The 21,246-nt window shown below is 62.3% G+C and carries 18 protein-coding genes and 1 other annotated feature; of the genes, 17 read left to right on the top strand and 1 reads right to left on the bottom strand.

Going from position 1 to position 21,246, the window contains the following annotated elements; genetic code table 11:
• Positions 1 to 109 precede the first annotated feature (109 nt).
• The 8 genes from QQK18_RS26170 to QQK18_RS26135 all read left to right on the top strand — a co-directional run bounded on the left by QQK18_RS26170 (position 110) and on the right by QQK18_RS26135 (position 8,021).
• Entirely contained in the window at positions 110 to 1,030 is a 921-nt protein-coding gene (locus QQK18_RS26170) for an ABC transporter substrate-binding protein (protein ID WP_284343360.1), read from the top strand.
• 113 nt (positions 1,031 to 1,143) lie between these two features.
• Complete coding sequence (locus tag QQK18_RS26165; RefSeq protein WP_284343359.1) at positions 1,144 to 2,166, top strand: NAD-dependent epimerase/dehydratase family protein; 1,023 nt, start codon at positions 1,144 to 1,146, stop codon at positions 2,164 to 2,166.
• Positions 2,166 to 3,065: a carbohydrate ABC transporter permease gene (locus tag QQK18_RS26160; protein WP_284343358.1), complete on the top strand. Its 900-nt coding sequence runs from the start codon at positions 2,166 to 2,168 to the stop codon at positions 3,063 to 3,065. The genes QQK18_RS26165 and QQK18_RS26160 overlap by 1 nt, the downstream gene beginning before the upstream one ends.
• Complete coding sequence (locus QQK18_RS26155) at positions 3,062 to 3,892, top strand: carbohydrate ABC transporter permease (RefSeq protein WP_284343357.1); 831 nt, start codon at positions 3,062 to 3,064, stop codon at positions 3,890 to 3,892. Before QQK18_RS26160 ends, QQK18_RS26155 begins: the two co-directional genes overlap by 4 nt.
• The gene (locus QQK18_RS26150) at positions 3,889 to 4,875 is read left to right on the top strand and encodes a zinc-dependent alcohol dehydrogenase (RefSeq protein WP_284343356.1); all 987 of its coding nucleotides are present in this window, start codon (positions 3,889 to 3,891) and stop codon (positions 4,873 to 4,875) included. Before QQK18_RS26155 ends, QQK18_RS26150 begins: the two co-directional genes overlap by 4 nt.
• Positions 4,872 to 5,915 carry a dihydrodipicolinate synthase family protein gene (locus tag QQK18_RS26145; protein WP_284343355.1) on the top strand — a complete coding sequence of 348 codons (1,044 nt, stop codon included), beginning with the start codon at positions 4,872 to 4,874 and terminating at the stop codon, positions 5,913 to 5,915. Before QQK18_RS26150 ends, QQK18_RS26145 begins: the two co-directional genes overlap by 4 nt.
• Entirely contained in the window at positions 5,915 to 6,697 is a 783-nt protein-coding gene (locus QQK18_RS26140) for a Gfo/Idh/MocA family oxidoreductase (protein ID WP_284343354.1), read from the top strand. Before QQK18_RS26145 ends, QQK18_RS26140 begins: the two co-directional genes overlap by 1 nt.
• A 79-nt stretch (positions 6,698 to 6,776) precedes the next feature.
• Positions 6,777 to 8,021, top strand: a complete 1,245-nt coding sequence (locus QQK18_RS26135; RefSeq protein ID WP_284343353.1) for an ABC transporter substrate-binding protein — start codon at positions 6,777 to 6,779, stop codon at positions 8,019 to 8,021.
• Between the two features lie 47 nt (positions 8,022 to 8,068).
• On the opposite strand, the gene QQK18_RS26130 is transcribed toward QQK18_RS26135, so the two are convergent.
• Complete coding sequence (locus tag QQK18_RS26130) at positions 8,069 to 9,277, bottom strand: ROK family transcriptional regulator (RefSeq protein WP_284343352.1); 1,209 nt, start codon at positions 9,275 to 9,277, stop codon at positions 8,069 to 8,071.
• 118 nt (positions 9,278 to 9,395) lie between these two features.
• Here QQK18_RS26130 and QQK18_RS26125 point away from each other — a divergent pair, with 118 nt between their 5' ends.
• The 9 genes from QQK18_RS26125 to QQK18_RS26080 all read left to right on the top strand — a co-directional run bounded on the left by QQK18_RS26125 (position 9,396) and on the right by QQK18_RS26080 (position 21,227).
• Positions 9,396 to 10,955 carry a polysaccharide deacetylase family protein gene (locus QQK18_RS26125; protein ID WP_284343351.1) on the top strand — a complete coding sequence of 520 codons (1,560 nt, stop codon included), beginning with the start codon at positions 9,396 to 9,398 and terminating at the stop codon, positions 10,953 to 10,955.
• A 110-nt stretch (positions 10,956 to 11,065) separates the two neighbouring features.
• Complete coding sequence (locus tag QQK18_RS26120) at positions 11,066 to 12,292, top strand: DegT/DnrJ/EryC1/StrS family aminotransferase (RefSeq protein WP_284343350.1); 1,227 nt, start codon at positions 11,066 to 11,068, stop codon at positions 12,290 to 12,292.
• Positions 12,293 to 12,578: 286 nt separating this feature from the next.
• Positions 12,579 to 12,634: a sequence feature (sul1 is cis-regulatory element that is thought to sense ions involved in sulfur or methionine metabolism; They are found in Alphaproteobacteria), on the top strand.
• A gap of 229 nt (positions 12,635 to 12,863) precedes the next feature.
• Complete coding sequence (locus QQK18_RS26110; RefSeq protein ID WP_348523256.1) at positions 12,864 to 14,381, top strand: MBOAT family O-acyltransferase; 1,518 nt, start codon at positions 12,864 to 12,866, stop codon at positions 14,379 to 14,381.
• 10 nt (positions 14,382 to 14,391) lie between these two features.
• A complete protein-coding gene (locus QQK18_RS26105) occupies positions 14,392 to 15,450 on the top strand; it encodes a hypothetical protein (RefSeq protein WP_284343349.1) in 1,059 nt (352 codons plus the stop codon).
• Between the two features lie 422 nt (positions 15,451 to 15,872).
• A complete protein-coding gene (gene rfbF / locus QQK18_RS26100; RefSeq protein ID WP_284343348.1) occupies positions 15,873 to 16,649 on the top strand; it encodes a glucose-1-phosphate cytidylyltransferase in 777 nt (258 codons plus the stop codon).
• 54 nt (positions 16,650 to 16,703) lie between these two features.
• A complete protein-coding gene (gene rfbC, locus QQK18_RS26095) occupies positions 16,704 to 17,267 on the top strand; it encodes a dTDP-4-dehydrorhamnose 3,5-epimerase (protein ID WP_284343347.1) in 564 nt (187 codons plus the stop codon).
• 177 nt (positions 17,268 to 17,444) lie between these two features.
• Complete coding sequence (locus tag QQK18_RS26090) at positions 17,445 to 18,737, top strand: NAD(P)H-dependent oxidoreductase (RefSeq protein ID WP_284343346.1); 1,293 nt, start codon at positions 17,445 to 17,447, stop codon at positions 18,735 to 18,737.
• Complete coding sequence (locus QQK18_RS26085) at positions 18,730 to 19,860, top strand: NAD-dependent epimerase/dehydratase family protein (RefSeq protein WP_284343345.1); 1,131 nt, start codon at positions 18,730 to 18,732, stop codon at positions 19,858 to 19,860. Before QQK18_RS26090 ends, QQK18_RS26085 begins: the two co-directional genes overlap by 8 nt.
• Positions 19,860 to 21,227 carry a UDP-glucose dehydrogenase family protein gene (locus QQK18_RS26080; protein ID WP_284343344.1) on the top strand — a complete coding sequence of 456 codons (1,368 nt, stop codon included), beginning with the start codon at positions 19,860 to 19,862 and terminating at the stop codon, positions 21,225 to 21,227. Before QQK18_RS26085 ends, QQK18_RS26080 begins: the two co-directional genes overlap by 1 nt.
• Positions 21,228 to 21,246: the final 19 nt, after the last annotated feature.

Below are 21,246 nucleotides of genomic sequence, written 5' to 3'. Positions count from 1 at the left end.
GCCCATCCGATCGGGCATGTGGCCGCGGCGTCCCATCTGGTCTTGACTTACCCGGCGCTCTGGGTTTGAAGCAGAAATATGACTGTCAGTGTCAGCATTAGGACCAGCAATGATCTCCCGCCGCCTGTTTTCGCTTCTCGCGTTCCTCTCGGTCCTCTCGGCATCGGGGCTTGCTACCGCTCGCGACGTCACGCATGTCATGGGCGTGACCACGGTCCCCGATCGGCCAATGCGCGTCGTCGCCCTGACCAATGAGGCGACCGAAGACCTGCTGGCGCTGGGCATCGTGCCGGTGGGCGCGGTTCGGTCCGCCAACGCCGCCCCCTGGTTCGATCACATTGCCGACCAGTTGTCGCAAACCACGCTGGTGGGTGAGGAACTCGCCCCTGAGCTCGAGACCATCGCCGCCCTCGAGCCGGACCTGATCCTCGGCAACAAAAAGCGCCACGAGAAGATCTACGACCAGTTGTCGGCCATCGCCCCGACCGTCTTCGTCGAGAACGTCACCGGACAATGGAAGGCCAATATCGAGGTCTATGCCGAGGCGGTCGGTAAGACCCAAGAGGCCGAGGCGGCTCTCGCCGATTACATGCGCCGAGTCGACGCCCTCCGCGCCGCCCTCGGGGAAAGGGTGGATGAAGAGGTGGGGCTCGTGCGTTTCATCGCCGGGCAGAACTACGCCTACAACAACGACAGCTTCTCGGGCTCGATCCTTCGCGATATCGGCTTTGCGCGTCCGGTCGCCCAGGACAAGCCGGGGCTTGCCGAGCCGATCACCAAGGAGCGCATCCCGGAACTGGACGGCGACCGGCTGCTCTACTTCAGTTACGAGACCGGCGACGGCCTTGCCCTTCAGGAAGCCGAAACTTGGATGAGCGATCCGCTGTGGGACACCATGGCCGTCGCTAGGGCCGAGCACGTCCACGGCGTCTCCGACACCGTGTGGGCAACGGCCGGCGGCATAATGGCGGCGCACCTGGCGCTCGACGATGTCGAGCGAATCTATGGGATTGCGTCGACTCGCCGGTAGCGGACCGCCGGACCCTCCGCAGGCATTTTTCCAGAAGCCACACTGGCTTGACGTCTCGGTTATGTGGTGTAAGCTCGAGGATAATTCATAATGTGAAATAACAAGAACGGGACATGGATCGGGCGCTGTTCTCTGCCTTCGAGGATCGCATGACCTCGCCCAGCGACGTCCTGATCGAGGACCTCGCACGCATCGATGGCGACATCCTCGTGCTTGGTGCCGCCGGCAAGATGGGCCCGACGCTCTGCAAGCTCGCCCAACGCGGGCTCTCTGCCCTTGGCGGCAAGCACAAGGTCATCGCCGTTTCCCGTTTCAGTTCTCCAGAGACCCGCGCCGAGCTCGAGGCGGCGGGGATATCGACCATCTCCTGCGATCTCCTCGATGATGCTGCTGTGGGCGCGCTGCCGGCTGCCGTGAACGTCGTCTACATGGTCGGCACCAAATTCGGGACAAGCGGCGCCCCACATCTGACCTGGCGCAACAACGTCTACGTCTCCGGCCGCATCGCCGAACACTACCGGGCTTCGCGCGTCGTCGTCTTTTCCAGCGGCAACGTCTATCCGCTCCGCAAGCTCGGTGAGGGCGGCGCCGACGAGCATGTGCAGCCGGATCCGGTCGGCGAATATGCCCAGTCGGTGCTTGGGCGTGAGCGCATGTTCGAGTACGCCGCCGAGACCTGGGGAACCCGCGTTCTGCAGTACCGGCTCAACTACGCCATCGATCTGCGCTACGGGGTGCTGCACGAGATCGCCCGGGCCGTCTGGGAAGGGCGCGCGGTCGACGTCACCACGGGCTCGGTCAACGTCATCTGGCAGGGCGATGCCAACGAGGTCGCGCTGCGCAGTCTCCTCCATGCTTCGAACCCGCCACGCATTCTCAATGTCACGGGGCCGGAGACGGTTAGCGTGCGCTGGCTCGCCGAGGAATTCAGCCGGCGTCTGGGCAAGGCGGCGGCGATCGAGGGGCAGGAGGCTCCGACGGCGCTCATCAGCAATGCCGGTGCCTCTCACGCGCTCTTTGGATATCCGCGCACAACGCTCGGGCAGATGATCGACATGGCGGCGCAATGGGTTCGCGAGGGAGGCGAGCGATGGGACAAGCCCACCCACTTCCAGGAACGGCAAGGCCAGTTCTGATGAACGCCCAGACGCGCGGTCTGCCGGTTCTCGTCAAGGCGCTCACCACGCGCGAGGCGCGGGTTGGCTTTGCCTTCGTGTTGCCGGCGCTCGTCCTGTTCATCATCTTTCGCATTGGCCCGACCCTGGCCGGGCTCGTGCTCTCCTTCATGGAGTACCGCATCGGCAGGTCGAGCTTTACCGGTCTCCAGAACTTCAGCCGGCTGTTCGCCGATCCGATCTTTTGGGAGAGCCTGCGCGTTACCATGACCTATGTGGTCATCAGCGTGCCGTTGACGACGGTCGTCGCGCTGGCGATGGCATTGCTCGTCAACCGGCCAGTGCGCTGGCAGTCCTTCTTCCGGTCGGCGTTCTTCCTGCCTTACGTCACCAGCCTCATCATGGCCGGCATCATCTGGGTGGCGATCTACGGACCGAGCGGCCCGATCAACGCCGTCCTCACGCTTATCGGCCTGCCGACCGCGAACTGGCTGGAGCAGCCCGGTTCGGTGCTGCCGGCCATTGCCGTCATGTCGGTGTGGAAGAACTTCGGCTATTCGATGATGGTCTTCCTTTCCGGGCTCCTCGCCATCCCCGGCGAATATTACGAAGCGGCCGATATCGACGGGGCGGATTCGTGGCGCAAGTTCTGGTCGATCACCCTGCCGCTCCTCAAGCCAACCCTGTTCTTCGTGCTCGTCATCGAGACAATCGGAGCCTTTCAGGTATTCGACGCTGTCTACGTCATGACCAATGGCGGCCCTGTTCGCGCAAGCTACACGCTCGTCTACATGCTCTACGACCAGGGCTTCCAGTTCTTCAACTTCGGCGCGGCGAGTGCGGTCGGAGTGGTGCTCTTCATCATCATCCTCCTCATCTCGCTGGTCCAGCGCCGGTTTCTCAGCGAGCGCGCGTCATGACAGTTCGGGCGACACGTTCCATCGGCCTCACTTCAGCCGGCACCTATGTCGCATTGATCCTTGCCGCCGTCTGCACGGTCTTTCCGTTCCTCATGATGGTGGTGGTCTCCTTAAAGCCGCGCGGCATCGGCAACATCTTTCGGATGCTCAATCCCGAGGGCGTCAGCCTTGCGAGCTACGACAAGATCCTAGGCTCGGCGGACGTCTGGACCTGGACCTTCAACTCGCTCGTCTATTCGGTCGTCTCGGTGGTTCTGGTCCTGCTTTTCTCCTCCATGGCCGGCTATGCCTTCGCCAAGAAGCGGTTTCCGGGCAAGGAGGCGATGTTCTGGACGTTCCTGGCCATGTTGATGGTGCCGACCCAGGTCACCCTCATTCCGCTGTTCATCCTCCTTTCCTGGTTCAACGGCATCGACACCTATTGGGGCCTCATCATCCCCACCGTCGCCAATGCCCAGTCGATTTTCCTCATGCGCCAGTTCATCGCCGGGATTCCGGACGAACTGATCGAGGCGGCGCGCATCGACGGGGCAGGGGAGTGGCGCATCTTCTGGCAGATCGTCCTGCCGCAGACCGGGCCGATCATGGCCACCATGGGCACGTTCGTTTTCCTCTGGCACTGGAACGACTTCCTCTGGCCGCTGCTCGTTGCGCAAAGCGATGCGACGCGTACGCTGACCGTCGGCTTGGCCTCGCTCCAGTCCGAGCAGGTCAACACCAGCGAAATCATGGCAGGCACCACGCTCTCATTCGTGCCGACCTTCATCGTCTTCCTGTTGCTGCAACGCTTCTTCGTGCGTTCGATCATGACGAGCGGCCTCAAATGAGCGGTCCGGTGCGACAGGTCCTGCGCGTCAAGCAGCAGAGCGCGGCCTTTGCAGCCGAGTCTCTCCCGGCGCTCGTCTCCCGGCACGTTCGGGTGCGCACCGCCTTTTCGGCCGTTTCCATCGGCACGGAGATGACGGCCGTCACCACACGTCCCGACGGCACGGCACTCGGCTACAGCGCCAGCGGCATCGTCGATGCCGTGGGGGCGGGGGTGAGCGAGTTCCAGGTTGGTGACCGGATTGCCGTCTATGGCGCGCCCTATGTCCACCACGCCACCATCCTCGACGTCCCGGTGACGCTTGCCGCTCCCGTGCCGCCCGATGTCCCGCTCGAGCACGCCGCATTCGGCGGCATCGGTGCCATCGCCCTTCACGGCATACGCGAGGCCAATCTGACCTTCGGCGAACGCGCGCTGGTCGTCGGCCTTGGCCCGGTCGGCTATTTCGTTGCTCTCCTCCTCAGGGCCGCGGGCATGGATATCGTCTGCGTCGAGCCGGACGCCAGGCGTCGCGGGCTTGCTCAGACGGTTGGCTCGCCGGTTGTCGAGGGGATCGAAGCGGCCGACGGCCCGTTCGACGCGGCGCTCCTGACTGCCCACGGATCCGACGACCTTCTCGGTGCCTGCGGCGAGAAGCTGCGCCTGCGCGGCAGTCTGGTGGTCGTGGGGGATCTGCCCGTCACCATCTCACGCGAGGTGATGTTTTCGCGCGAAATCAGGCTCTCGGTCAGCCGCGCCGGCGGCCCGGGACGCTACGATGCGGATTACGAGGCGAAAGCTCTCGACTACCCGCTTGCCTATGTGCGCTGGACCGAGGGGCGCAATCTCGCGCTGGTCGTTCAGCGCATGGCGATGCATCTCGACCTTTCCGCCCTCGTCACCCACACCTTCCCGGCGGCGGACGCTGCCCGCACCTATGCCGAAATCTCGGCCGATCGCGGCGCTGCGCTGGGCATCCTCTTCGACTTCAAGGACATGGCATGAACATCGGCTCGTTCCTCCGGCACGGCCAGGTCATCCCGGCGCACCCGCTCGCCCTCGACGACCATGGCGTACTCGATACGCGCAGCCAGCGGGCGCTCACCCGCTACTATATCGAGGCCGGGGCGGGGGGCGTCGCGGTCGGCGTCCACACGACCCAGTTCGAAATCCATGGGAACGGCATGCTCGCCCCGGTCCTCGCGATGGCGGCGGACGAAGCGACTGGTGCCGGTCGCGGCTTCGCGCTCGTCTCGGGCGCCGTCGGCAGGACCGAGCAGGCGGTGCGGGAGGCGGAGCTTGCCCGCGATCTCGGTTATCATGCGGTACTTCTCAGCCTCGGGGCCATGCGCGAAGCGAGCCATGAGGAGCTTCTCGCCCATTGCCGGGCCGTGGCGGAAGTGTTGCCGCTCATCGGCTTCTATCTGCAGCCGGCCGTCGGCGGGCGTGTGCTGCCCTATGCGTTCTGGCGCGACTTCTTTGCCATCGACAATGTCGTTGCGGTCAAGGCGGCGCCGTTCCACCGTTACTGGTCGCTCGATGTCATGCGTGCGCTCGTCGACAGCGGCCGCGCCAAGGAGATCGCGCTCTATACCGGCAACGATGACCACATCCTTCTGGACCTGGTGTTGCCGACAAGGTTTACGCCCGAGGGCGAGACGGTGTGCTTTTCCGGCGGCCTTCTCGGCCAGTGGGCCGTATGGACCAAGGCGGCCGTGGCGTTATTCGAGGAAGCCAGGTTGCACCGGCAGGCTGGGAGCGTGCCCGCGGAGTTCCTCCTCAAGGCCCAGCAGTTGACCGATGCGAACTCGGCCGTTTTCGACGTTGCGGGCGACTTCAAGGGGTGCGTCGCCGGCATACAGTACGTGCTCCGACAGCAGGGGCTCATCTCCTCCATGCGTTGCGTCAGCGACCATGAGGTGCTCTCGCCCGGCCAGGCCGACGAGATCGAGCGGGTGCGACGCGCTTACCCGCACCTCATCGACGACGCGTTCGTTGCCGCCAATAGGGCGCGCTGGCTCGAGCCTGCGCGCAAGGCCGGCTGATGCTGAAGCTCGGCGCCATCGGTACCGCCTCCTCGCATCTGGCGCATTTCGCGCGCGAGCTTGCCGCCGATGCGCGGATCGTTCGCGCTCTGGCCTTGCCCAGCGATCCGCGTATCGTGCCCGCCGGCATCGAGCTTTGCGAAACGGCCGAGGGCTTCGCCGACAATCTCGACGGCATCCTCGTCCTCACCCGCGACGGACGCAATCACGCCGCCGAGGCGCTTCCATACCTAGCACAGGGCCTGCCGGTGTTCGTCGACAAGCCCTTGGCCTGCGACCTCATATCGGCAGAACAAATGGTACGCGCCGGCCGTGTCACCTCGTTCTCCGTGTTGCGGTTTCTGCCCGAGGTCGAGGAACTCGCCCGGGGCGGAGTGCAGCTGCGTGAAATCCGGGTCCCCGGCAACGGCGCCGGTCCCCACGCCGGGTTCTGGTTTCTCGGCATCCATGGAGCCGAACTTGCCTCGACGCTCGTTGCCCAACTCCGGATCGAAGCCGTGGGCGTGGAAGGCGGCGTTCTGACCGCGCGCCTCAACGGCGGGACCGGTCCATTCGCTGTGGTGCTCGATCCGGCCGCCAGCGGCTATGAAATTGGCCATGCAGGAGGGCATGAGGTCCTCGACGTCGAAGCCGCCTACAGGCATGGCGCAAGCCAGCTCGAGCGGTTCTTTGCCGGCGAGGATGTGGTGAGCGCCGCCGAGATGCTCGCGCCAATCGCTTTGCTCGAAGACGTGCTGACCCGGGTGCGGGCGAGATCCACCCGAACTTCCACCCTCGTATAACTTCTGGAGGAAACGATGGGCGAGGGGGTTTGTACAGAAAGTGTTTTATCGGACCCGCGGGTCCTCATGGAGGGAACAGATGAAGACGAAACTTGCCTTGTTGATGGGAGCAGCCATGCTCGTCGCGCCCCCTGCGGCTCATGCTCAGGAGGCCGTGAGCGGCACGGTAGATCTCTGGGTCTATCCCATCATCGCCGATACGGCCACGCATGAAGGGTTCTGGGATGGCCTGATCGAGAGATTCAACGCCGAATACCCGGACGTCGATGTGCGCGTCGACATCCAGCCCTGGGCCGGACGCAACGAGAAATTCACCGCCGCCGTTTCGGCCGGACGCGCGCCGGATCTCGTCTATCTCATTCCGGACCAGATTCCGCAATTCGTGCGGCTCGGCGCCCTCGAGCCCATCAGTCTGCCGGAGGAGATCGTTGCCGACTATCTGCCCGGCGCCGTGCAGGGGGCGACCTTTGAGGGTGAACTCTATACCGCACCGGTGCTGATGAGCGCGGTTGCGCCCATCTACAACAAGGCGCTGTTCGCCGAGGCCGGCGTTGAGACTTTCCCCGAGACCTGGGACGAGCTCAAGGCTATCGCGCCGAGCTTCAAGGACAGTGGTGCCTACCTCCTCCAATATAACGCTTCTCTCGAAGAGACCCTCAACCTCACCTATTATCCGCTGCTCTGGCAGGCAGGCGGGCGGGTGTTTGCCGAGGACGGCAAGTCCGTCGCCTTCAATAGTCCGGAGGGGCTCAAGGCTCTCCAGTTCGTCGTCGACATGTTCAAGGACGGCTATGCCGATCCCTCGACGATTTCGACGACGCTGCGGGGCACGGATGCGCCGATTGCGCAGAAACGCGCCGCGATGGTGCTTTCGGGCGGCAGTGACGTTGTCAAGGACATGCGCGAGCTCTGGGGGGCGGACCAGGTCGGCATCGGCGAGCCGCTGACGGATGCCGAGCAGATCACCTACGGCACCGTGGGCGGGTTCGCGATGCCCGTCAACAACAACGACAATGCGGCGGCCGAGACCTTCCTCGAGTTCCTGATCCAGCCGGAGAACCTGGCCGAATTCAACAAGATCAGCGGTTTCTTCGGTCCGCGCGCCAGCATGGGCGCCATCCACGGGGACGGTCCGTTCCTCAGCCAGCTTGAAAGCTACGTGGCCATCGCCACCCCTGGCGAAGTCCATCCCGTGGCCCGTCAGGTGATCTCGATCCTTGCCCCCGAGATCCAGGGCGCCATCCTCGGCAGCAAGACGCCGGATCAGGCCCTCGCCGACGCCGAGCGGACGGCTAACGACCTCATTGCCCGCGAAGGCCTTTGAAGCGCACGGACGCCGGCGTCTGCCCGCCGGCGTCCGCCTCGTCTGTCTTAGACATAAAAAGGATTTGCCCGCTGCTCGAGTGGCGATTCAAGGACCGAGCGCATGACGAGGGTCACGCCGCCCGCAACCCCTGCCTGTTCTCCGAGTTCGGAAACCAGGAGCCGGGTGTTGAGGGCAGGGAGCTTGAGCGCCCGCGATGCGACCGTCTGCCGGATCGTCTGCAGGAACTGGTCCCCCGCCTCGAACATCTTGCCGTGCAGCACGATGATCGACGGGTTGACGATGTTGATGATGTTGGCCAGCCCGATGCCCAGATGAACCGCAGTCTCGTGCATAAGCTTGCTGGCCGCTTTGTCGCCCTTGCCCACGGCTTCCAGGATATCCGGGATGGTGGGCTCGGCCGCCCACGCGGCGTCGAGCTGCCGGGCGCGCTGCAGCACGGCAGCGCTGCTCGCCAGCGCCTCCCAGCATCCGCGGTTCCCGCATTCGCAGAGCGGCCCATGCTCGTCGATGGTCATGTGGCCGAACTGCCCGGCCGAATAGGAACTGCCCGACAGCATCCGGTCCTCGAGGATGATGCACGAGCCGATACCGAGCGTAACGCTGACGCAGACCAGAGGCGAGTAGCCGCGTCCCGAGCCGAACCTGAGCTCTCCCCAGCCAATGAGCCGTGTTTCATTCTCGACCATCACCGGCAGCCCGACGCGGCTGGCGATAATCGAGCCGAGGTCGATCTCGCGCATCACCGGCAGGCGTGCCGAATAGTGGACGATGGAATTGTGTGCATCGACGAGTCCCGGCACACCGATGGCGACACCTCCGACCCGCTGGCGATCGACCCCAGACCTCATGAGCGCGCGCTCGATCATCTCGACCACCAACTCGACCGCTTCGTCGGCGCTTTGGCCCAGGACCGATGGCTGGGTCTCATGATAGCGCATATGCGCGTTGCCGTCGCCGACGGCGACCGTCGTCTGTTCCGAGCCGATCATGACGACGACGGCGTAGATTGCGTCGGGATTGAACTGCAGCAGGATGGGCGGACGCCCGCCGGCCTGGGTCGTCTCGCCCTTGTCGTATTCGATCAGCCAGCCGTCCTTGACCAGCTCCCCCACGAGATAGGTAACGGACGCCCTGCTGATGCCGGTGATGTCGGCAACTTCCGCGCGTCCGATGTGCTGGCGCTCGCGGACGGTGTTGAGCACCCGCATTCGGTTCATGCGCTTCAACAGCGCCTTGCTGCCGACTTTGCTCAATTGGCGGCCATCCGATGAAAAACTCCGTTCGTCGCGGTAGCTTACCTCTTATAGAAGAGTTGTGCGGAATGGGAAACGAGGTTAAAACAATATGTGAATTAACCTCGTGCGGGACATCATGAAGCTTGCCCGGATCGGCCTTTACCAGCCAGCCAGCGTCACCGGGCGGTACACGCCCTATCTCATCGAACTTCTCGAGCAGGAGCGGGTGACTCATACGGTTCTCCCGAGCCTGCCGTCGATCGGAGAATTCGATCTTGTGCTGCGCGCGGGCGGGTCGGACGCGCTTTCGTCCGACGAACTCGTCTACGTCTCGACCGGCGGCAGGCTCCTTGCCTTTTCTCTCGATGAGGGGCCGGAAGGTGCCGCCAAGGCGTTCGGGCAGGGGCATGCTGCCGTCAAAGGTCAGCCGCTGCGCTTTTTTGCCGGACGCCAGTTGCGCGGGGCCAACCTCGAGCGCGGCTCGGCGGCCGCCGCCGAAACCAGTGCCCCGCTGGTCCAGGAGTTCACCATCGGTCGCGGCCGGCTGATCCACATGACCATCGATGTTGCAGATACGATCGTGCGCCTGCAGCAGGGTGTCGGCCTTGCGAGGCAAGATCGCCCTTCGGCTCCCGATGGTACGGCCGACACCGCCGAAGGCATCCTCAAGGCCGATGACACCACGACGCTCGACTGGATCGAGGACCGGGGCAAGACCGCCACGGGCCAACCCTATTTCCCGTTCGCCCACGCCGACCGCTGGCGACAATGGCTGGTCGAGGAGATCGTCGGGATCGTTTCGCCGCGCGTGCTGCTGCGGCCGGCCGCTTGGCCGGGCGGCGCGCCGGCTGTCTTGCATCTCAGCCTCGACAGCGACGACAACGATCCCCATCACGCCGAAACGGCTCTGGCACTACTCGACAGTCTCGATCTTCGTGCCACCTGGTGCGAGCTCGAGGGTGGCTATGGCGGCGAGGTGCAAAAGCGCGTGCATGCGGCTGGGCACGAAGTCGCCCTGCACTACAACGCCCTCGCCATGGAAGGTGGCGTGTGGTCTGAGGAGACCTTCGTGCAACAGCTTGCACGACACAATGCCCATGCGCCGGTCAACGCCGTCAGCAACAAGAACCATTACACCCGCTTCGAGGGGTGGGACGAGTTCTACCAGTGGTGCGATGCCGGCGGCATCCGGCTCGACGGCACCCGTGGTCCCTCCAAGATGGGCAATCGCGGCTTCCTCTACGGCACCTCATTTCCGCATCGGCCGGCCGCTTTCGATCCTGGCGCGCCGCGCCACCGCGTTTATTCCCTGCCGTTCCAGACCGCCGACATCGACTTCGAGCCGCAGCGCTGGGGCGACAACAGCATTATCGGGCCGTTGGTCGACGAGGTGATGGCTGTCGGCGGGTGCCTGCACCTGCTCAACCATCAACGCTGGCTGCACAAATTCGCCTCCGTGCGCGAAGCGCTGACGCGGGCGCTCAGCGCTTCTCGCTCGCGCGGCATGGTGGCAATGACGGGAAAAGAGATCGCCGACTGGATCGATGCGTTGCGCGCCGTGCGTGTCACTGCCGCCGGTAACGGCATCGTCGCCGAGAGCCTTCCGGCGGACGCGGTGCTCGAAGTCCTCTCGGCCGACGGCACCCGACGGCTTCCGCCGCCCACGCCTGACGGCGCCGTGCTGCTCGCTTCCTAGAGCGAAATGCAAAAAGTGGGAACCGGTTTTTTGCGAAAAATCTTGCGACAACAAGGAGCTAGAGCGCGCGATTTGAAATCAAATCGCATCGCGCTCTGAGGGACAAGCCGATGACCGACACCCACAAGCTCGCCCTCAATGGCGGAATCCCGGTCTTTGCCGGTCCGCTCCCGACCGGTTCGCGCTTCGGTGCCGAGGAACTCGCCGAGCTCAAGGAAGCCCTCGACCAGAACACGCTGTTTTATTTCTACGGGCAGAAGGTCAAAACCTTTGCCCGCCAGTTCGCCGAAATGCACGGCGCTCCGGCGGCGGTTGCGACCTCGAGCGGTACTGCGGCACTGCACGTTGCCGTCGGCTGCCTCGACCTCACGCCCGGTGACGAGGTGATCACCTCCCCGGTCACCGATTTCGGCACGGTCATCGGCCTTCTCTATCAGGGGCTCGTGCCGGTCTTTGCCGATCTCGATCCCTCCAACGGCCTGATGACGCCGCAAACGGTGGAAGCGGTTGTGACCGATCGCACCCGCGCGGTGCTTGCCGTCCATCTCGCCGGCAACCCATGCGACCTCACTGGCCTCAAGGCTCTCTGCGAGCGCCACGGGCTCGCTCTCATTGAGGATTGCGCACAGGCCTTCCTTGCCCGCCACGGCAATTCGCTGGTGGGGACGATCGGCCGCTTCGGTTGCTTTTCGACCAACGACTACAAGCACATCTCGACCGGCGATGGTGGATTGCTGCTGGTTGCAGACGAAACCGACGCTGCCAAGGCGGCGGCCTTTGCCGACAAGAACTACCGGCGCGACCTCGGCAGCGCCATGCGGCGCATAGATCTACTCGCGCCTAACCTGCGGATGACCGAGCTGCAGGGCGCGGTCGGCATTGCCCAATTGAAGCGTCTGCCCTCGATCGTCGAGCGCCGCCAGGCTTTCGGCGATGGTCTGCGCGCCGCCCTCGAGCGCATCCCCGGCCTCACGCCCATGGCCGTACGCCCGCAAGATACCTGCGTCTACTGGTTCTTCACCCTGACCGTCGATGCCGGTGCCTTCCGCGGCGGCCGCGACGCCCTTGTCGAAGCGCTGAAGGCCGAAGGACTGCCGGCGTGCCCTGGCTACCTCGAAGAGCCGCTCTACAAGGTACCGATGCTGAGGAACCGCACCGCGTTCCCGGGCACGAACTATCCGTTCGATCTGGCGCCGCTGCGCGAGCCCGTTTTTCCCGGGGCGGAAGCCTATCTCGCCGACACGATCGTACTGCCGGTTTCGGAGTTCTATGGAGCCGACACGCTCGCCGGGTTCATCGAGGCGCTGGAGAAGTGCACGTCGGCTCTCGCCGGATAAAGAGGCGAAAGCTACCGGACCCGGTGTAACCTTCCGTTGCGGTCGGCACAAACGTCGGGGTATCGCCGCTGGGTACAACGGTCGTACAGGACCAGGACGGTCATAGGTCGCCGGGGGTAGGCGCCCGGAGAAGCCACGTTTGCGGCTGGTGCGCAGCTTGGCCAGGCTGGCCGAACTGACTAGTCCGCGGTGCCTGTCGCGCCCGTGCGCCCGCTTCACTTCTTTACCAATTGCTCAGGCCGCTCGTTGCTTGCGATCTGGGACCCTGCTAGATCATCAACAGTCGCAGGAGCCCGGTGCAAGTCCGGGTGGCTCTGCCGGCCGCCGATCCGCCGGTTAACCCCAAGCTTTGCTGAACCAGTCTCGATTGTTTCCCCAGGGGCGGTAGCCGCCGCACGAGTTAGCATTCGACCGGCAGTGTGCATTTGTGGTGGTGAGGGGCGTAGCGCCCCACTTGGCTCTCCAAGGGAGTCTGCATCAGATGACGCGCAAGTGACCGACGTCCCGGGTGATGCTACTATAGGAACACGAGTTGAGGTGCTGTGTTTGAAGCCTCCGGTCATCGCTCCCAATGCTTTTTAACTCATATGAGTTCATACTTTCATTCTTGCCGGTTGTTCTCGCCGGCTTTCTCGTACTTGGTGGTCTTGGCAAGCGCCTCGGCGTTCTGATCTGGCTCATTCTGGCGTCGTTCTGGTTCCTCGGATCCTGGCGGGTCGCCGATCTGCTGATCCTCATCGGCAGCATCCTGTCGAACTACGCGATCGGCCGGGCGATCGTTTTTTACCGGGAGCAACCGCTTGGCAAGGTCCTGCTCGGTATCGGCGTGGCCGGCAATCTCGCGCTCATTGGGTACTTCAAATACTCGGCGTTTATAATGTCCAACCTCGCCGAGGCGACCGGCATGGCTCTGTCGATACCAAAGGTCGCCCTTCCACTTGCGATTTCTTTTTATACTTTCCAGCAGATCGCCTTTCTCGTCGATGCGCGAAAGGGCCTCTTCGTCAAGACCGGGTTCGTCGACTACTGCTTCTTCGTCGGGTTTTTCCCGCAGTTGATTGCTGGTCCCCTCGTCAACTTTCGCAGCGTCCATGACCAGATCGAATCTGCGGGCACGTTTCGGCCCGATGTCGAGAAGATGGCATTCGGGCTCGCAATATTCGTCGTTGGGCTGGCAAAGAAAGTCCTGATCGCTGACACTGTCGCACCGACAGCCGACACGATCTTCGGTGCCGCCGCCGCTGGCGACGTACTGACGATGTTCGAGGCATGGGGTGGGGCGATCGCCTATACGCTGCAGCTTTACTTCGACTTTTCCGGATATTCAGACATGGCCATCGGGTTGGGCATGATGTTCGGCATCCGGCTGCCGATCAACTTCAACTCGCCCTACAAAGCCACAAGCATTGTCGACTTCTGGCGCCGTTGGCACATGACGCTTTCCGCTTTCCTGCGCAACTACCTCTACATCGGGCTTGGAGGGAACCGCAAAGGTCCGGTCAGGCGCTACGTCAATCTCTTCATCACTATGCTGCTCGGCGGCCTGTGGCATGGTGCAGCCTGGACGTTTGTGGTGTGGGGGGCGTTGCACGGAATTTATCTCATTATCTGTCACGCATGGCGCCATCTGACGGGTTCCGACGGCACCGCTTCGACAGGATGGGCCTTGACCTGGTTCTACCGCTGTCTGACGCTGCTGGCTGTTGTCGTCGGCTGGGTCTACTTCCGCGCCGCCGATCTCAATGTCGCCCATTCGATTTTGGGCTCGATGTTCGGCGCCAATGGGGTGGATCTGCCTGCCAGGCTTTCTTCCCTCGGATCCTCGCTGAGGTGGCTGGGTGTCGGCTTCCGCCCGTCGCCGCATCTTCCTTCTGTCGAGGTAATGGCGTGGATGGCGGTTCTGACCGGTGCTGTCTTGTTTGCGCCAAACACTCAGCAGATCTTTCGATACCTTCCCGATCGACTGGCTCGACGGCGCCTGCGCGGTCTCGCAGCGCACCCTGCCGTCCCCCTTGCTCTGGGCGTCGTCTTTGTTGTCGCGCTCAGCCAGATGAGTGCCATCCAGGTGTTCCTGTACTTCAATTTCTAGGAGGCGATCCTTGGACGAGTTGCTCAATCCATCTGAGGTGAAGGCAAGCAAGAACCCGCCTCGCCGACGCGCACTATCGCGGCGAAGCGGGGGCGTGGCATTCATTGTCACTTTTGCCATTGGGGCGATCGGCACGGTTCTTTTTGCAGCAGCCGCAATCGCAGCACTTGGCGCGGTCGATAGGCTGCCTGCGCCGCCCGTGAACGGGACCTGGTGTATCGATGAGAAACTGGCATGGATGCGTGCCAACCCCGAATTGCTGGAGAGCGGCGTCATCGCGGTCGGTTCGTCTGTGACCTGGCGCAATCTGAGCTTCGGCGAAATCCCCTTGAAAGAACGTGAGGCCGTCGGCGGGGTCGCCAACCTTGCACCGTGCTTTTTGCGGATCAATCAGACGCATGAGCTGACAAACTTCCTGCTCGACTTGAGCCCCGGAACACACACGGTGATCTCAGTCGTCGCGCCGCGGGATTTTGAGGCCTGCAGCACCAATGCCACGGAGTTCTTTGATCCTGAGCTCCTGGAGAGCTATCTGTCGGGCCAGGTCAGCGAGTGGTGGGTTTACTTCCGCAACCTCCGCGCCTTCACGTTCATCGGTGATGTCATCCGCCTGCCGGATCTGTCTGACCAGTTGGTCTTCGAGGAGTTCGGTTCCGGGCCGATGTTCAGGGATGAGCCCCTTCTTGTTGGTCCGGCGCGGATGGAAGCGGCCTGCTTTGACCACCTCCGGCGCATGGCGACCGATTTGACCAGCCGCGGGGTCAAGCTGGTTCTCGTCTTGTTTCCGTTCATGCCGGCCTGGGTTGAAAGTGCCGACAGCACGGGCGAGCAGCGGGCCGAGTTCCTCACCAATGTCAGGAGTTCGCTTTCCGGTACCGGCGCCGTACTGGTTGACGCAACTGGAATGACGTTCCCGAACGAGGACTTTGCCGACCCGCTCCACCTCCAATGGCCGGTGGTTCCCGAATTTACGGGATATATTTGGGAGCGCGCGTTTCAGGGGCAGGGACCTGCCTGGAGCGGGTATCAGCGAGGCGCGTCTGCATCGATAGGCCGGCCTGGGCGATGACGTCCGCCGGGCAATTGGTCGCCGCCCCAGGCTTTAAGCATATGAACGGTCCGAGCTTGAGGTCGGCGTCTCGACGCAGCAATACTTGAACCATTGCGCCCGTCGGAATGCCTCGACATCCGCTCGCGCCAAGCCGGCGCCGTTATTGGCAAGCGCAAGCAGGTAGCGGCGGGCGGTGCCGCGTGGTCTTCTTGCCAGTCGTTGCAACTGCGGATGGCTCTGTTCCAGAGCTGCGGCCCAGTCCAATTTTTAGCCGCCTGAGGCTTTGCGCGCTTGTACGGACGGGCCGTTAAGGTAAACAGGCGGCCGGCTTCAGCATCGGCAAAGGCGCCGTTGCTTTTATTGTGGAAATGAGTCGATACTTGTTTTCGACATAGGCAGCGCAGTATGACTGCCCCGGGGGAATAAATTCAGGGCTCACAATGAAAGTTGTTATTTTTGCTGGCGGATACGGTACGAGGTTGAGTGAGGAGACGTCGATCCGACCGAAGCCCATGGTTAATGTGGGCAGTATGCCGATATTGTGGCATATAATGAAGTATTACTCGTCGTTCGGCTTTGATGATTTTGTCATCTTAGGTGGTTATAAGGTCGAAGTCATTAGAAGCTTCTTTATCGGCTATCGGGCAGAGCACTCAGATTTTACTATCAATCTGGGGACGGGCGATGTCGATTGGCTGGGGGGGGCGCGCGAGAACTGGCGCGTGACGGTTCTCAATACGGGCGCGGATGCAATGACGGGCGGGCGTCTTTTGGCAGCACGTGCGCACCTGAATGAGACCTTTTGTCTGACCTATGGCGATGGCCTCGGCAATGTCGATCTGACAGCCCTGATTGCGCAGCACAAGGCGGAGCGCCCGCTTTGCACGCTGACCGCAGTCTCGCAGCCGGGGCGCTACGGTGCGTTGCGGATTGGGGATGCCGGCACGACGGTTGAGGCGTTCCGCGAGAAGGGGCAGGGCGACGGCGGGTTGATCAATGGCGGATTTTTCGTGTGCGAACCGGAGGTGCTTTCCCTAATCGATGGGCCTCAGACGGTCTGGGAAGAGGAGCCTATGGATCGGATGATCGCGATGGGAAAGTTGGGGAGCTATCATCACCAAGGCTATTGGCAGAGCATGGACTCTTTGCGGGACAAGCGGGTCCTGGACCAAGTGTGGTCAGAGGGAAACGCGCCGTGGAAGACATGGCAGGATTAGCGGTCGGGCAACAAGCGGCTGGGTTGTGACCGCTCCCTCAAGGATTTGGCTTCCATGAAATTTCACGCATCACGCCTGCCGGGGGCCTTCTCAATCGAGCTGGAGGCCCGATCCGATCAGAGAGGATTTTTTGCCCGCACAATGTGCTTGGACGAGCTGCACCAGCATGGCGTTGATGTCAGCTTTATACAGCAGAACATGTCTTACTCCGCGAGCAAGGGAACGCTGCGCGGATTGCACTACCAGAAGCCGCCCGCGGGTGAGACGAAACTGATAAGATGTACGGCAGGGGTGGTAGTAGATGTCATCGTGGATCTGCGTCGCAATTCGCCGACCTTCCTGCAGCACGAAATGTTCGAGCTCACCGCCGACAACCACCGTCAGGTTCTGGTGCCTGAGGGCTTTGCGCATGCCTTCCTGACGTTGGCCGACAATACAGAGGTGTCGTACCTGGTTTCGGCCGCGTACACGCCTAGTGCCGAGGGCGGACTGCGCTACGATGATCCGCGGCTCGCCATCCAGTGGCCGGACCCGGTCACATCGTTGTCGGAAAAGGATGCCGGCTGGCCACTCGTCGAAGAGGGTGCCGATTTCGGGTATGATGGAGTTGGGGAATGACATCCGCCTCAACGCCATTCGCACGCAATTTCAATCACTCGTTTGATCGTGGTTCAGCGGCGCTGATCAGCCGCTCCGGGGAGACTGCGGTTCAGGAAGCTCGCAAGCTGGCGTCGGCTGTTGTCTAAAAATCAGAAGCACAGATAGACGACGGGCCGATTTCTCAAGAGGTGCCTCATGTTTAGTTTCGATGTTGAGATGGAAAAGCGGGAGAAGGCCGGGTCGCCGGTGCAACTCTCCATATTCGGTGCCGGCTTTATGGGGCAGGGGATTGCTCATCAGCTGGTTCACGGTATGCCAGGCATCCGTCTCGCAATGATCTGCAACCGCACGGTTGAAAAGGCGGTCAGCGCATATGTGGATGCCGGCATCCTTCGCGATCAGATCGCCGAAGTTAACTCCGCCAGCGACGCGAAGGCGGCAATGGACGACGGTAAGTATTGCGTCACCAGTAACGCTGAACTGGCAGCCACCGCCGACGGCATCGACATCATCATGGAGGGCACCGGGCAGGTCGGCTACGGAACCGATGTGGTTCTCAACGCCATCGCGGCACGCAAGGACGTGCTGCTGATGAACGCCGAACTCGACGCGACCATTGGGCCGATTCTCAAGCGAAAGGCCGATGCGTCTGGCGTCCTCATCTCGGGCGTGGATGGAGATCAGCCTGCCGTCCAGATGAATCTCTATCGTTATGTGAAGGTTCTGGGACTCGAGCCGCTGCTGTGCGGCAATATCAAGGGGATGGAGGACCACAAGCGCACACCCGCAACGCAGGCAGGGTTTGCAGCGAAGTGGGGCATGTCCGCCGAAATGGTCACAAGTTTCGCGGATGGCACCAAGATCTCTTTCGAGCAGGCCATCGTGGCCAATGCCACGGGTATGCGCGTGGCCAAGCGCGGCATGTTTGGCTTCGAGCACCGGGAGCACATCGACACGGTCGTTTCAAAATATGACATCGACATGCTGCGCGAGAAGGGGGGGATCGTGGACTACGTGGTGGGCGCCACGCCCGGACCGGGGTGCTATGTCCTGGCGGCGGCTAAGAACGACTCGCAGAAGGTGTGGCTCGACTACGGCAAGCTCGGCAAAGGCCCGCTCTACTGCTTTTACACCCCCCAGCACCTGATGGCGCTCGAGGCTCCACTGTCGATCGCACGAGTGGCCTTGCAGCGGGATGTGGTGATCGCGCCGCTCGCGGGGCCCGTCGTCGATGTCGTTGCCATCGCCAAGCGGGACCTGAAAGCGGGGGAAACGCTGGACGGGCTAGGAGGCTTCATGACCTATGGCACGTGCGAGAATGCGGAAGTCGCGCGTAGTGAGGGTCTGCTGCTCATGGGGCTGGCCGAGGGATCGGTGCTCAAACGAGAAGTGTCGGAAGATTGCCCGATACGGATCGAAGACGTCGACCTGCCGGACAACCTTTCGGTGCAACTACGTCAACAACAGGATGCCTTCTTCAATGCATAGCACCACCCTAGCGACCGCGAGTGCGGCTGACGTGGTCGGCGCCGATCTCGATTACATCGTGGATCGGTTGCGCACGGATTTTACCGCCATGTCCGGCAAGCGGTTGCTGATCGTGGGCGGCGCCGGATTCCTCGGCCATTACATGGTGCAGGCCGTCTTGCACTGGAACATGCAAGATTTTGGTCCGCCCATCGATTTGACGATCTACGACAATTGGATTCGTGGAGTTCCGGACTGGCTGAAGCACCGGGAAGGGGACCGCAATTTACACTTGGTGACCCACAATATCATCGATCCGCTGCCTCAGTCCGAGGCCATCTTCGATTATATCGTTCATGCCGCCTCCATTGCGTCCCCGATCTACTATCGGCAGTACCCCATTGAGACCATGGATGCTAATGTCGAGGGCCTTCGCCGTCTCCTGGACTACACGCGGGATGCGAGCGCGCAGGGGCACCCGGTATCGGGATTTCTATTCTTTTCGACCAGCGAGATCTATGGCGACCCGACGCCGGAAAACATTCCCACCCCGGAAACCTATCGGGGCAATGTCTCCTGCACAGGACCGCGGGCTTGCTACGACGAGAGCAAACGCTATGGCGAAACGCTGTGCGTCAATTTTGCCCGGCAGTATGGTCTGCCGATTACGGTTGCCCGCCCGTTCAACAACTACGGACCGGGGTTGAAGATTACCGACCGGCGCGTTCTTCCCGACTTCGCGCGCGATATTTTCGACGGCCGCGACGTCCATTTGCTGTCCTCCGGGTCGCCAACGCGGACCTTCTGTTATGTCGCGGACGCCGTGGTCGGGTACTATAGGATACTCATGCGGGGTCGGCCGGGCGAAGCCTACAATATCGGTAATCCGACGCCCGAGGTCACCATGCTCGATCTCGCCAGGAAAGTCGCCGCCATTGCGGCCGAGGAGTTCGGCTATAGCGGCCAAGTGATCTTTTCCGAGAGTTCGGATCGTGAATACCTCACCGACAATCCCAACCGACGTTGTCCCGTGATCGACAAGGCGCGGTCGGAACTGGATTTTGAACCCTCGATCGACCTCGATGAGGGACTGCGGCGATCGCTTCTGTGGTACAGCGAAAACCGGGTTGCGGAGGACGCATAATGCGAGTGGCGATTATCGGAACCGGCTATGTCGGCCTCGTGTCAGGCGCCTGTCTCGCCCACAAGGGCCATATCGTCCAATGCGTCGATATCGATCACAGGAAGATCGATATGATCAATTCCCGGCGCCCGCCAATCCATGAGGCGGGGTTGGAGGATGTGCTGGCCAGTGTTGTACCCGAACGCCTGTCGGCTACCGCGGATCTGGCCGCGGCAGTCAATGGTGCGGATTTGACCATGATTGCGGTCGGCACTCCCTTCAACGGCAGCGAGATCGATCTCACCTATATCGAGAAGGCGGCCTGGCAGATCGGCGAAGCACTGGCTACCAAAGACGAATATCACGTCGTCGTCGTCAAAAGCACCGTGGTTCCGGGCACGACCGAGACCGTCGTCCTTCCCATCCTCGAGCGTGCATCGGGTAAAAAAGCCGGTATCGACTTTGGTGTCGGCATGAACCCGGAGTTCCTCAAAGAGGGCGAGGCCATTGCCGACTTCATGAACCCAGACCGGGTGGTGATCGGTGGCATAGATGACGCATCGATCGATCGGCAGGCGGAGCTCTACAGTCCGTTCCCGGGTGTCGACATCGTGCGCACGACACCCAGCACCGCCGAGATGGTCAAGTACACCTCGAATGCCCTGCTTGCCACGCTGATCTCCTTTTCGAACGAGATCGGGAACACGTCGGCAGCACTCGGTGTCGATGCGATGGAAGTCATGAAGGGGGTGCATCTGGACAAGCGGTTCTCGCCTATCCTGCCCGATGGTCAACGAGTGCGGCCAGGGATGCTCAGCTATCTCGCGCCAGGATGTGGGTTCGGCGGAAGTTGCTTCCCCAAAGACGTCAAATCCATCATTGCTCACGGACAACGATTGGGCCAGCCTATGCGTCTGCTGGAGGCAGTGGCGAGCGTCAATGCAGATCAGCCCTCGCAGATGATCAATATGCTCGAAGGCCGCTTTCGCGAGCTTCGCGGATTGAAAGTCGCCGTATTGGGCATGGCGTTCAAGCCGGGCACGGACGATGTTCGCGAGTCTCCGGCAATCGCGGTCACGCGTACACTCATCGATAAGGGTGTCCAGGTTGTCGGCTACGATCCGATCGCCAGGAGCGCTGCCCAGGCTATCCTGCCCGAGGTGGTTGAGTTCGAAGAGAACCTTGCCGCTGCGGTGGCCGATGCCGACGCAATACTGATCATGACGGCCTGGGCTGAGCTTCGTGCATTGCCGGCCATGCTCGCGGATATGGACACCCCGCCCGTTCTGATCGATGGCCGTCGGTTGATCGACAAGTCGGCGGTCCGAGACTATCTCGCTATCGGCCTGCCGACCACGCGCGAATTTTCGCCGGTCGAGCCGGCTTGACGTCGTCGCGCCGGCCGGT

The organism is Devosia nitrariae, from assembly GCF_030160115.1.
Classification (GTDB): Bacteria; Pseudomonadota; Alphaproteobacteria; order Rhizobiales; family Devosiaceae; genus Devosia; species Devosia nitrariae.
The sequence above is the reverse complement of the archived record's forward strand: the minus strand, read 5'-3'. Positions and strand labels throughout refer to the sequence as shown.